General features: G+C 24.4%; 13 protein-coding genes and 1 pseudogene. 5 read left to right on the top strand and 9 right to left on the bottom strand.

What is annotated here, in order from left to right:
• Positions 1-160: 160 nt before the first annotated feature.
• Genes rplS through rpsP form a run of 3 tightly spaced genes read right to left on the bottom strand, consistent with a single transcriptional unit; the run spans position 161 to position 1,457 of the window.
• Complete coding sequence (gene rplS / locus MHO_RS01485; protein ID WP_012855536.1) at positions 161-517, bottom strand: 50S ribosomal protein L19; 357 nt, start codon at positions 515-517, stop codon at positions 161-163.
• Between the two features lies 1 nt (position 518).
• On the bottom strand, positions 519-1,187 hold the full coding sequence (trmD, locus tag MHO_RS01480) for a tRNA (guanosine(37)-N1)-methyltransferase TrmD (RefSeq protein ID WP_012855535.1): 669 nt from the start codon (positions 1,185-1,187) through the stop codon (positions 519-521).
• A 12-nt stretch (positions 1,188-1,199) separates the two neighbouring features.
• Positions 1,200-1,457 (bottom strand): 30S ribosomal protein S16, encoded by a 258-nt coding sequence (rpsP, locus tag MHO_RS01475; protein WP_012855534.1) that lies wholly within the window; start codon positions 1,455-1,457, stop codon positions 1,200-1,202.
• 151 nt (positions 1,458-1,608) lie between these two features.
• Here rpsP and MHO_RS01470 point away from each other — a divergent pair, with 151 nt between their 5' ends.
• Together MHO_RS01470 and MHO_RS05490 are read left to right on the top strand one after the other, a co-directional pair.
• Complete coding sequence (locus tag MHO_RS01470; protein WP_012855533.1) at positions 1,609-2,004, top strand: cytidine deaminase; 396 nt, start codon at positions 1,609-1,611, stop codon at positions 2,002-2,004.
• Positions 2,005-2,177: 173 nt separating this feature from the next.
• The gene (locus MHO_RS05490) at positions 2,178-3,257 is read left to right on the top strand and encodes a helix-turn-helix domain-containing protein (protein WP_012855532.1); all 1,080 of its coding nucleotides are present in this window, start codon (positions 2,178-2,180) and stop codon (positions 3,255-3,257) included.
• A gap of 134 nt (positions 3,258-3,391) precedes the next feature.
• On the opposite strand, the gene MHO_RS05485 is transcribed toward MHO_RS05490, so the two are convergent.
• Together MHO_RS05485 and MHO_RS01455 are read right to left on the bottom strand one after the other, a co-directional pair.
• Positions 3,392-3,796: an IS3 family transposase gene (locus tag MHO_RS05485; RefSeq protein ID WP_080569065.1), complete on the bottom strand. Its 405-nt coding sequence runs from the start codon at positions 3,794-3,796 to the stop codon at positions 3,392-3,394.
• A gap of 185 nt (positions 3,797-3,981) precedes the next feature.
• Positions 3,982-4,470, bottom strand: a complete 489-nt coding sequence (locus tag MHO_RS01455; protein WP_012855530.1) for a hypothetical protein — start codon at positions 4,468-4,470, stop codon at positions 3,982-3,984.
• A 190-nt stretch (positions 4,471-4,660) separates the two neighbouring features.
• On the opposite strand from MHO_RS01455, the gene MHO_RS01450 reads away from it, so the two are divergent.
• Positions 4,661-5,518, top strand: coding sequence for a dimethylarginine dimethylaminohydrolase family protein (locus tag MHO_RS01450; protein WP_012855529.1), 858 nt, complete (start codon positions 4,661-4,663; stop codon positions 5,516-5,518).
• 44 nt (positions 5,519-5,562) lie between these two features.
• On the opposite strand, the gene MHO_RS01445 is transcribed toward MHO_RS01450, so the two are convergent.
• From MHO_RS01445 to MHO_RS05470, 4 genes are all read right to left on the bottom strand, one after another.
• Complete coding sequence (locus MHO_RS01445) at positions 5,563-5,955, bottom strand: IS3 family transposase (protein WP_080569064.1); 393 nt, start codon at positions 5,953-5,955, stop codon at positions 5,563-5,565.
• Between the two features lie 279 nt (positions 5,956-6,234).
• Positions 6,235-6,477, bottom strand: a complete 243-nt coding sequence (locus tag MHO_RS05480; protein WP_041359608.1) for a hypothetical protein — start codon at positions 6,475-6,477, stop codon at positions 6,235-6,237.
• A 127-nt stretch (positions 6,478-6,604) separates the two neighbouring features.
• The gene (locus MHO_RS05475; protein WP_012855528.1) at positions 6,605-7,624 is read right to left on the bottom strand and encodes an HxHSH motif-containing lipoprotein; all 1,020 of its coding nucleotides are present in this window, start codon (positions 7,622-7,624) and stop codon (positions 6,605-6,607) included.
• A 2-nt stretch (positions 7,625-7,626) separates the two neighbouring features.
• Entirely contained in the window at positions 7,627-9,540 is a 1,914-nt protein-coding gene (locus MHO_RS05470) for an MAG3240 family lipoprotein (protein ID WP_012855527.1), read from the bottom strand.
• Between the two features lie 80 nt (positions 9,541-9,620).
• Here MHO_RS05470 and MHO_RS05465 point away from each other — a divergent pair, with 80 nt between their 5' ends.
• Both MHO_RS05465 and MHO_RS05940 read left to right on the top strand, forming a co-directional pair.
• Positions 9,621-10,565, top strand: coding sequence for a ZIP family metal transporter (locus MHO_RS05465; protein WP_012855526.1), 945 nt, complete (start codon positions 9,621-9,623; stop codon positions 10,563-10,565).
• 10 nt (positions 10,566-10,575) lie between these two features.
• Positions 10,576-13,005 (top strand): annotated as a pseudogene (locus MHO_RS05940) (OppA family ABC transporter substrate-binding lipoprotein).
• Positions 13,006-13,010: the final 5 nt, after the last annotated feature.

Below are 13,010 nucleotides of genomic sequence, written 5' to 3'. Positions count from 1 at the left end.
ATATTAAAAATTGTATTTAATTTGATTAAATGGCAAAATTTTTTACCAATAATTATATTGAATTTTTTTGTTAATAAAATGTTAATAATTTGTTAATTAAAGTAATATAATTTATCGCCCTAAATAATAAAAAAATAAGGCCTTACGCCCTATTTTTTTATTATTTTGAGTTTTTAATTTCTTTTAATCTTGCACTCTTACCTTTTAAATCTCTCATGTAATACAATTTAGCACGTCTTACTTTATTACGTCTAATAACTTCAATTTGAGCAATTAAAGGTGAGTTAATTTTAAAGATTCTTTCAACTCCAACACCATATGATTCTTTTCTTACGGTAATTGATTTATTGATTCCTGTGCCATATTCAGCAATAATTAATCCTTCAAAAACTTGAATTCTTTCTTTATCGCCTTCTTTAATTCTTACGTGAACTCTTACGTTATAACCTTCTCTTAATTGTGGCAAGTCTTCTCTTATTTGATCTTTTTCTACTAATTCTAACAATTTTGTTCTCATGTTATTTCCCTTTCTTTAATAATTCAGGACGTTTTTTTCTGGTTATTTCCCGAGCTTTTCTTAATCTTCATTTTTCTATTTCTAGGTGATTTCCACTTAATAAGATTTTTGGTACTTTCATTCCCTTATATACGGCAGGTCTTGTATATTGCGGATAATCTAGTAATCCATTTCCTTCGAAGCTTTCATTCTCATAGCTATTTTTTCTTAATACTCCTGGTATTAATCTTGCTACTGCTTCTGAAATTGCCATTGCTGCAATTTCTCCACCTGTTAAGATAAAATCTCCAATTGATATTTCTTCATCTACTAATTTTGTTATTCTTTCATCAAAGCCTTCATAATGCCCACATATTAAAGTAATTTCATTTAATTTTGCAAGTTCATGTGCTTTTTTTTGACTAAATACCTTTCCTTGCGGTGAAAGTAAAATTTTGTGACTATTTTTTAAAGGTTGTAGTGCTAAATCTATTGGTTCGATTTGCAACAACATACCTGCGCCTCCACCATAAGGGCTATCATCAACTTTATGATGTTTATCTAATGAATAATCTCTAAAATTAATGATGTTTATTTCAATGTGTCCAAGCTCTAATGCTTTTGCTATCATACTTTGATTGCAAAAAGCATTTAAATAATCTGGAAATAGTGTCAGAATGTTTATCTTCATAATTTATTAAAATTATTTTTTAGAAGCAACATAGTCTGCATAGAAGTTGTCTTGCTTTAACAAATTACGTACAGTGTCTGAAGGTTTTGCACCGTTGTCCAAGTGTTTAATAATTAATTCTTTATTTAACACTAATTTTTTTGAATTAGGATCATAGTAGCCTAATTCTTCAATAAATTTACCATCACGTGGGCTTCTTGCATCTGCGGCAACAATTTTATATGTTGCATAGAATTTTTTACCAGTTCTTTTTAATCTTAATTTAACCATGGTTTTTCCTTTCTAATTAATAATTTTATTTTTAAAGTTAGTATATATTTTAACACATTTTTTACTGTTAAGCAAAAATACTTAACACTTTTTAAGAAATGTTTATTTTAATATAAATTTTATATTGCAAATATATTGTAAAATTATATGTATGACAATAGAAGAATTAAAAAATAAATTAAAATATTCATTTAGTCCTTATTCACATGTTCAAGTTGCATGCTGTGCAATTGAAGAAAATGGCAAAGAATATTGGGGAGTTAATACTGAAAACGCTGCATTTCCATCTGGATTATGTGCTGAAAGAAGTGCATTATTTGGTTCTGTAGCATATGGCGCTAGAGTTGGTAATTTTAAAGAAATACATATAATTAGCAATTTATCAAAATTGCTATATCCTTGCGGTGCTTGTGCCCAAGTTATTAGCCAATTTTTAAAACTAGATGGCGATGTATATTTATACAGTTTTGATTTAAAGCAACAAAAGCATTATAAAATGAAAGATATTCTACCTTTTGCAGTTGCGTCAAAAGATATAGTGGATTAGGAATATTAAATTTAATATATTAACAATAATTATCATTTTAAAAAAATATACAAAAAACAATATAAAAATACTTTTTTGTATATTTTTTTGTATCAAAAATAAACTTTTTTAACTAAAAAAAATTATAATATAGTTATAAAAAATAAAAAAATAGTTTAAGTTAAGGCGGGTTTATGATTGAAGAGCACATCTGTGATATGAAGCACGTTAAAATTCATGGCAATGATTTTACAGATGAAATAAAATACTATTTAAAAATGTTTTCAATGACTCAAAAAGAATTATCTATAAGACTTGGATTATCAATAAAACATATCAATTCAATTATGAATAATGAAGTTAATAACGTTAGTGCAACTATTATTGAGGCGCTTGAATATGCATTTCACTTAGAAATTGGCACATTAACGGAAGTTTATCATATTTATAATAACTTAAAAACACTAAAGAAAAATAAGAATATTGAAGATGATTTAAAGAAACATGGTATTGATTTTTTAATAAATCATCCAGAGCTAGCATTGGCAGCTAACATTAGCATTCATGAAAATAGTCCATTACATGTTAAATTAATAATGCTAAAAAGATTTTTTGGTGTTGCTGATTTGGCTAACTATGATAAATATTTAAAAGATAATGTTTCGGCAGAAGAATGAACATATTCAAACCCAAATACAAAAGTTTGAATAAGATTTTGCGAATTGCTTTCAATTGATAAAAATATTGACGAAAACGTGGGAATTTTTAGAAAATCTTCATTTAATTCACTTTATCATAAGATTTTAACGATCATGTCTAATACACATTGTTCATTTGAAGAAAAAATGGAAACAATTAAAAAAGTTTTATTAAGCAAAGGAATTAATCTAGTAACGATGCCTTTTATTGAAAATAGTTTGATAAGGGCCATTGCTTTGAAAAAAGGAGCAAAAAGGTATATTTTCCTTTCTGATATGTTTAATTCTGAAGCATATATATTTTATTCATTGCTACATGAAATAGTTCATTGCTTTTTTTCAAATTATACTGAAAACAAAATTGATAAAGTTGTTATCAAAGAATATTTTGCATGAGAAAAAAACAACCCTACAACATATAAAGCAATATATGATGCAATAAATTCATATCAACAATGTGAAGCTATTCAAAAGGCTAACAAAAACATTGATACTTCATACATATGATCTACATTAAAAGATAAATATCCTTACGTTGCTTTCGATCCATTAAGTGATCAAAAGAGCAAAAATTAAATAGATTAATAATTTTAAAAAATATTTCTTAGCAATATAAGACTAAGAAATATTTTTTATTTTTAGGCCGTGTAAAAAATATAAGGAATGAACAAAATTTAAAAAAGTAAGTAAAATAAACTAGGACAAAAAAATTAGACTCAAATAGATTTATTGTTCATATAAACATCCCACATTTGTTGGGGTGTTTTTAAATCAATTTTTTTGATAAATCTTGCATTATTATATCAATTAATAAATTTGTCTATTTCTGTTTGCAATTCATTAAATGTTAAACTTTTTGCTTTTTTGAAAAAATTTGAAAATATTTCAGTTTTTAGAATAGAAAAGAAATATTCTACTTCTCTATTATCCAAGGAATTTCCAACTCTTGACATAGAAATAGTGCCATTAATTGAATCTATGTAATCAAGGAATTCCTTAGAGGAATATTGATATCCGTGGACTGAATATAAAATGAATTTTTTAGGAAATTTAGTTAGTTTAAAATGTTTTAAAACAAGATTAGTATCATTATATTTTGATAAATTTCAGCTCACAAGGCAACTAATGCACCACTTTTGGCATCAATTGCATGATAAATATGAATTTTTCATTGGTTTCGAAAAATCTATCTCGGCAAGCATCTACTTCAATAATTTCACCAAATTTATAATTTTGGTTTTTATTTGAATATATTGACAATTTTTAGTGTTTTCAATCAATAAAATATTCGCCTTATAAATTAATTTTTCACTATTGCTAATTTTGCTGTAATTAATTTTCAAATTTGAAAAATATTTTTTGCAATTCTTTTAATTTTATGGGTAGCATAAGGACTGCAAAAACCATGCTTTAATCAAGCATTATATAAATACAATAACGAAATTTTTGACTTTATTTCTTCACTAAGGTCTTCATAAAAATCTTTAACAGTAATAAATTTTTTAGTAACATTTGAATTTATTTTTTGATTTTCAATTTGATATTTCAAAAATAAGTCTTTTGCAAAATCGTTTTCTATTATTTTTGCATTTTGATTATTAAAGTTTTTATGTCTAATATTTACTTTAATTTTGCTACCTTGCATATTATCTTTAATAATTTTTTTATATCTACAAATTGTAGGAATTGATAACATTGTTTTTTCTTGCAAATTTTTGGAAATAAAATCTAAATTTTTAATCTTTTTAATTTCATATTTTGAAATAATTGAACCATTAATTTTTGCCATAAATAATACTCTCTTATTTAATTTACAATTTTAAGTAAAAGATTATCAATTTGTTTAGGAACAAACAATTTTATGTAAATTCAATATTTTAAATTTCTACTTCACCATAAAATGGCATAATTATAAATGTATAGCAATAGTAAAATTATGCGTTATATATACGACAATTTTATATTTAAGGAGAAAAAACATGTGTAATTGTAAAAAATGTAATGATTGCAAAGATTGCTGCAAATCATGTGAAAAACCTTTAAAAAATAAATTTAATAGTATTATTGTTAAAACACCATGTGCTGCTATGGTAAATGGTATTTCATCAGCTGGCTTACATCCAGATTATGAACTTGCTAAAAAACAACACAAAGATTATATTGAAAAATTAAAGACTTGTGGTGTTGATATAACCGTTTTACCTTTAAATGAAAAATATCCAGACTCATGCTTCGTAGAAGATACTGCTGTTATTATTCCAGGTGAACTAGCTATTTTAACTAATCCAGGTGCTAAAACACGTAATGGAGAAAAAGTTGAAATGCTTCCTGCATTAAAGAAATACTTTGATGATGGACACATTGCAAAAATTGAAGCTCCCGGAACTGTTGACGGGGGAGATGTTATGATGGTTGGAGATACATACTACATTGGTATGTCCGAAAGAACTAATCGTGACGGAATTAGACAATTCCACAATATATTAGCAAAAATTGGTAAGAAGTTAGTTCCAGTACCAATGACAGAAATGTTGCACCTTAAAACAGGAGTTAACTATCTTGAACATAATAACTTATTAATTGCAGGTGAATTTGTTAACTATCCTACATTTGATTCATTTAACAAAATTGTAGTTCCTGCCGATGAAGCATATGCCGCAAACTGTATTTGAGTTAATGAAACTGTTATAGTACCTGAAGGATATCCAAAAACTTTAAAAGCTATTCAAGATTTAGGTATTTATAGAGTTATTACTTGTGATACAAGTGAATATAGAAAACTTGATGGTGGACTTAGCTGCTTATCATTAAGATTTAGAACATTAGATAAAAAATAATATAAACTTATAAAAAAGCCTATAAATAAACTAGGACAAAAAATTTAGACTCAAATAGATTTATTGTTCATATAAACATCCCGAATTTGTTGGGGTGTTTTTAAATCAAATTTTTTGATAAATCTTTCATTATTATATCAATTAATAAATTTGTCTATTTCTGCTTGCAATTCATCAAATGTTAAACTTTTTACTTTTTGAAAGAAATTTGAAAATATTTCAGTTTTTAGAATAGAAAAGAAATATTCTACTTCTCTATTATTCAAAGAATTTCCAACTCTTGACATAGAAATAGTGCCATTAATTGAATCTATGTAATCAAGGAATTCCTTAGAGAAATATTGATATCTATGGTCTGGATGTACAATGAATTTTTTAGGGAATTTAGTTAGTTTAAAATATTTTAAAACAAGATTAGTATCATTATATTTTGGCAAATTTCAGCTTACAATTTCCTTGTTTTTGGTTGGCAATTTAAATTTTTTAATTCTTAATAGAAAGTAGATTTTTAATCCCTAAAATAGTGATAATTTGTTTTATTGATATTGAAAAATTATGCCTTTTTTTATTTTTTTCAACAACTTCTTTTAAATTTTTGCTATTGTTGCATTTTAAAATTTCTTCATAAAAAAATATCAGTAATGAGATATTCAAGCTGTTCTTTTAACATTTCTTTTAAAGTTTGTTTTTTCTTATTCAATATTTCTTTTTTTTCTTTAGAGGCCTGAACTCTTACCTTTTTTAGAAACCTTGCCTGTTTGCGATTTTATATTGATACCTAAATTATAGAGTTTATATTTAATTTTAATTAGTTTTAAACTATATTTATTTAGTTGCCTTCCATTACTAATTTCGCAATATTTATGTGATAAAAATTCTTTAGAAATATCATGATTTAAATATAGTTCATATCAAAAAAATATTGATAATCATTCATCTTCTCTTAATTGTCTTCCCATAATAATTTAACCTTTCAATAATAAAAATAAAGACTCGTATTTTTTCATTACGAGTCTAATTTTTTTGTCCAGGTTTATAACAAGTTACGTTTATTTTTAGTTTAAAAAGGAATTATGATTTAAAGATTTAGTCTAAATTGATTTTATCAGTTAAACCCACAATCTTAGCAATACTTATCAAATTTTCTTTTAGTATTTTTAAAATTTCTTTTGCTCTACTAAAAAATGAATCATTTAATAAGTTGTAAGAATTTTCCAAACTTCAATCTTTATCTAGGACTTTTTTTAATGCTAAATAATTATTATTTACATCAATATTGTTTATATTATCGATTATGTGTTTTTTAGCAATTTTATATTCTTTTTGAAATTCTTCGTAATTTTGAAGTTTATTTTTTTTCAGCATTTCATGCCATAGACCCATTTCATATGTTAAATTTATGATTGCATGTGAGTGATTATGCGAGTTTTTATCATCTTCAATGTTAATTTTATCAAGCATTTCTCTCTTGGTTAATTTATTTGGATTGAATATATGCGCCTTAATAAAATCTCAAACCGCTTGTAATTCATGTTGAGTTTGACCTAAATCAATGTCTTTGCCTTCAAGCCTGTCATCAATTGTCTTTAAATATTTTAAAAATTCAGAAGTTTCAAAAACAAGATTTGTATCAGCTAATACGGCATCCACATCAGAAAAAATTAAACTATATTTGAATAAATATAATGCAAATGGATTATTTTTTAGCATTGATGATTTTACTTCTAATCAATTATTGTAAAAATCATTTAATATTTTTTTGTTTTCTTTTAAACTTTGTTCGTATCTTAAGCTATTAATCTTAGCCCTTAGAGTGTTTAAGTTTCTTGTTAAAGATCCAAATATTTTTTTATATTCCCGGTAATTAGTTTTTACATCGTTAAATAAAATAGCAATTTTATTTTGATACAAATCATAAATATTTTGTGAAATCTTGTTTTTGAAATTGAATTCATTTTTTTGTTTTTTATCACCAAAATCATTTGAAAAATCTAAATTTTCCTTGTCTTCGTTATCATGATTTACTTTGATAGTGCAAGAAATAGCAGGCAATGAAATTATTGTAGAAGTACAAAGCAAGGATAGCAATTTTATTGATTTTTTCATGTTTAATTATCTCCGTCTGTAATTTTATCAATGGTAAAATATTCATTTCCATATTTTTGTTGGTCATATCCTTTAAATCCATTTCAATATAAATAAACACTTTTTACAATTTTTTCATTTTTTGATTTGAATTTGAAATCTTGGTTATTGGCATATGAAACAAAATCCATTTTTAAATATAATCTTCCAATTGGTTGATTTGGTAATTTAACTATGTTAAGATCGATGCGTTTAATTCCACTAAATACTTCACCTTCCTTATTTTCAAGTGCATATGCTAATAAGTAGTTATTTAAATAAGAAGCTAGTAATTTTAATTGGAATGGATCTTTGGCAAGCAATAAATTAGCAACTTCATAATTTTGCTTATTATTATTGTTTCAATATTCAAAAATATTTTCTAGTTTTTTTGCAGATTCATTTAACATATATCTAAAAACACTATTTTTATTATTCTTATCAATGAAATCATCTAATTTGATTCCTTGTTTAATTGGCTCACTATCTGCTCTAATTGAATATATATCAGAAGCTTTAAGTTCATTTGGCAAAGCATTTTTAGTAATTAAACCTTTTAATCTGTGACCGTGATCATCAAAATTGGAAGATATTAAAACATAATCTTTATATGTACCATTTAGTTTAAATACCCTTACTATTGCTTTAAAAATTTGATTTGTTTTAAAATATGGAGTATATTCAAAATCAATAATTTTATATTCCTTATCTTCATTTTTTTTATATTCAGGAACTGCTAATTTAAAGAAACCAGGTTCATTTTTGAAGCTTTGAAAAAGATACATTAATCCTTTTGCATTTCAATAATTAATATCAGTTGCGCCTTTAACAAAATAGTTAATATTATCAATAATGTTCATAAATTTCATACCATCAATTTCAAGAAGTGGATTTGGCACGTAATCGTTGAACAATGGTAGTTCTTCTTTTAAACCTTGATTGCCAACACCAAATTTTTGATTAGTTGCATATGTTCTAAAACCATTTATGTAATATTCAATATTTTTTTTATCATTTCTTAATAATGATTTTCCGTTTCAATCTTTAATATCTTTGAATTTAAATTTTATATAATCAGTGGTTCCAGAAAAAGACCTTACAATTTCTGCATTTTTCCAATCTATATCTACATCCCCGACATTGACATTAAATTTATTTAAGTATATTACTAAAAATTTTTTGAATCATTGACGATGTTGCTCATGTTCCTCATCATTTAATCATGAACTAGCTTGAATGTATTTGTTTTTAAATAAATTTTGTGTAATTACATTTTCTCTTTTAGAATTTATTAAATATTTAGATTTCATTATTGAATAATTTAATTCTGTATCTTGAATTAATCTAAAAATAACAGTTTGCATATATTCAAAATAAGGATCATTATTTCTATTAAAGTCTTTTTTTCGTTTATCGCCTAATATGCTATATCATTCGTCATTAACATCGCCTGCAGAATCTACTTCATCAAAACTATATTCGTTTAAAAAATTATTAATATCGCTTGGTTTATTGCTTTTTACAATATTAATATTGTCAAATTTTGATATTTCTTGTTTTCAAGAAGGTTTAATTGGAAAATTTAATTTATATTCAACATTTTTATTTGCATTTCTTAAATATAGCTTTTGGTCATTTACATATGCAGAGTCATAATATTGCTTTTTATTAGAATTATCATAGTAATAAAAAATCTTATACATGTTGTGTAATGCAGCAATCTGACCTATGCTTAACCTATGCAAAAAAATTCTAGAAATTTTTGAAATATCTATATAAGCATTGCTACCCTCTATAATATAGTTATCTTTTTTAGTTTGACAACTACAAATAATTAAAGGCATAAAGCTAAGTGAGCTAGCAATTAAAATAGAATTAAAATAAAACTTTTTTTTCATAATATATAACAATTTTATCATTTTTTATTGTATAGTTGTTTAAAAATTATTGTATAATAAACGAAATAGAAAGGAATTTCATGTTTATAGGAACAAGTGCATTTAACGGAAATATAACTTTAGCAACATTTGTAAATCTAATAATCTATATTTTAATATTATTGGGCGTACCTTCATTAGTTTTGGGCGTAATTTCTATATTTAAATTAAAAATTACTGATAAGAAAAATATTTATATTTATGCATTTGCTACGGGAATGTTTCTAATGATTGGCACTGTAGGTTTCTTTAAAGAAAGTTTTGATTGATCTAATAGCTATTTGCATGGATTAAGAGTTTATTCTGAAACTAATATTCCTTGAATCCAAGCTGCAATAATTGGTTTATCAGCATTATTGGGATTAATTTTAGTTATTTTAGGAAGGTTCATTTTCGTAAAGTATTTAAAAACAGACGTTCATGCAGATCACGATAAACACAATCACTCGGACCACTTATTTTCAATAAAAGATTTCGACAATCCAAGAGCAGCATGAGGCGCTATTTTAATGCTAATGAGTCATAGAATTATTGATGGACTATTTTTGGGATATAATGTTTATACATTAACATCAATTGGTGGAACATATAAAGCAAATATTCCTTTAATAATAACATTTAATATTCATATATTACTTGAAATTTTAGTTGTTTATTATCGTCAAATTCAATATGGAGAAAAGAAATCAAAAGCCATACTATACAACTTCTTAACATTTTTATTAATTATCCCATTTATGTTAATTGGCGGATTGCTTGGTCAATATATTGAACATAGTAAAGTGTTTTGAATAATCCCTTCGTTTTTGGCATTAGGTGGAGGAATTATTACATTTATGTCCATATTTGAATTGGTTCCAGAATTTATCCATGTTCGAAATCAATCCCCAAAAGTTTTATATACTTCATTTGCTTTATTTAGTTTAGGACTAGTATTAACTATAGTTATTTTATGTTTTCACACTCATACAGCAACGGCATTTTAAGGTGGTAAAAATGAAAAAAAACATTCTTATTTTAAGTTCAATGTTAGCATTATTTACAATGACATCTGCGATATCAATATCTTGTAAATTTAATAATTTTAATGAAGATAAGAAAAAATATATTCAAAAGCTTAATGTTGCAAATCCTTATTTAGAATATGGCAGTTCAATACCAAATTTCAAAAACCAAAATTTAAAAGAAATAAATTTAATGACAGGAGCCAAAGTTCTTAGAATTTATTCAAAAAATCAACCTAAAATAGACTTTAGGGATAATATAGTTTTGCGCCCGACTGAATTAAGTTATAAATTTGAATATGGTAATAGTATTCAAATTAATGATAAACTTTTCAATAGTGATGATAAACTAAATGTTGACTATCAAAACATTGAATTGAATAAACAAGATCCCAACAAATATTACCCCAGCAAAGACAAGGGCAATGGTTTTAATAATCCATATTTGTTCGTTCCTTCAAAAAATTCAATGTCTATAAATAGCAAACAATTCATTGAATCTCTAAGAAAAGCAAAAAATATTTCAATCAGCATAAATCAAAGAAAAAATTATTGAATTAATTGGCAAGGAATTAGAAATATAAACAATAAAGTTCATTGAGTAAATGTAAAAGATTTCAAATTAGGTCTTTTAAGAATGCTACTTTTAAATAAAAATTTTAGAAAATCTTGAGCATTAAAAAATAATATTCCACTTAATAAAGATAAAGAACAAGATTTTTTAAAGCAAAATCAATTGAATAATTTTGATTTGTTTGAATATTTAAAAAGTTACAATGTTGATGTTTATAAATTACTAGACTTTAACGACAAAAATTTAAGTATTTGTAGTGCTGATAATATTGAACATGATTGAGTTGATTTATTTAACAATTTGTTTATACATTCAAATTACATTGATGCAATGCCTTATGAAATCATTAATGAAAAATATAAAGATTTTTTAACAAACCTTGACTGATTTTATGAATATGATAAAACTTTTAAAGATAGATATTATGCGTCATATTATTTCATTAATGAAGTAAATGTAGATGAAATAAAATTATTAAAGAATTTCTTTTACGATAAAAATAAAAAATCAATTTCAAAAATTGATTTTTAATTTAATACATTGCCAATATCAAAAAATACTTTTGGTATGCAAATGTATCATGCATTTTTGCAAAATATTGTAACTACATTGAATTTTGACGATCTTGACATAAATCAACAACAAGAAATTTTGCATAAATATAATGATTTTAATATAAGCTATACTCGCAATGTTTCTAAAAATAAGTTGAGTAATAATATTACTATTAATTGAATGCCAACTGCAAATAAAAAATTTTTTAATGATAGTTTTTCAATGCTAGCATATGGTTTAAAAGCAAACCAATTAAATGAAAATACGAATATAAATAAGATATTAAAATCTAAAAATATTGCCTTTTTATTATTGATTCACCAATTGATTAATCAATATGGGATGTTGGCTAACCAAGGTGATATTTGAACATCTCAAGCGCCAAGCGATTTAGATATTTCAAGCTTTGATAGTGGAATTAATTATCATGTTTTAAAAGATTCTATGGTAAACATTTTTAAGCCATTGATTCCAAAAAATGTTCATGAAAATAGTCTTGACTTTATTGACAATAGTTATTATCTTGCAAACAAAAAAATATTAAACGATCTTCAATCAAGCAATCTTGATTACAAATTAAAATCAGCTTATTTTCAAGAAATATCTAAACAACTAAATGATATAATCAAAAAGTTTTATGAACAACATCCAGATGCTGCTGATATTGAATTTGATATTCCACTAAATTTTTTGAATTTGCAATTTAATAACCAAAGGCAAAATGTTTTGGAACATATCAAAACAATATTTAAAGCAGTAAATAAACATTTAAAGCCAAATTTTGTAGTTATTGATGATTTAGCAAAATATGACTTGTATTTTAATCAAGATGCTTCAATATATTGCAATAATAGCTTTGAACTTTTAAAATCAAATACTAAAGAATTTATAGCAACAGCTATTGCTAAAAACTATAAATTGTTTTTAATATTTAATAAAATTTCTAGCTTAACTAAAAGCAATAGTTTTATTCTAGAAAATACCAAAAAAATATTAAATGAATTAAATAAAACAAAACTAATTACAAATAATGAAATTTTTAACAAAAATTTAGAAGATTACAACAAAAATTTCTTTATAATAAAATCAATTATATTAAAATACTTAGAAAATATCTCTTACCAAGACCAATTAAATATAATTAATGATATTAACAGTTTACTTTCTTATACCTTTTCATTTGAAAATATCATTAAAACTGTTGGTTTTTCAAAAGTAATATACCAAAAATTTATTAATAAACCAATTAGTTATGACGGGTTGTCTTACTTGCAAGATATTGTAATAGAATAGGAAAA

It is taken from the genome of Metamycoplasma hominis ATCC 23114 (genome assembly GCF_000085865.1).
Classification (GTDB): Bacteria; Bacillota_I; Bacilli_A; order Mycoplasmatales; family Metamycoplasmataceae; genus Metamycoplasma; species Metamycoplasma hominis.
The sequence above is the reverse complement of the archived record's forward strand: the minus strand, read 5'-3'. Positions and strand labels throughout refer to the sequence as shown.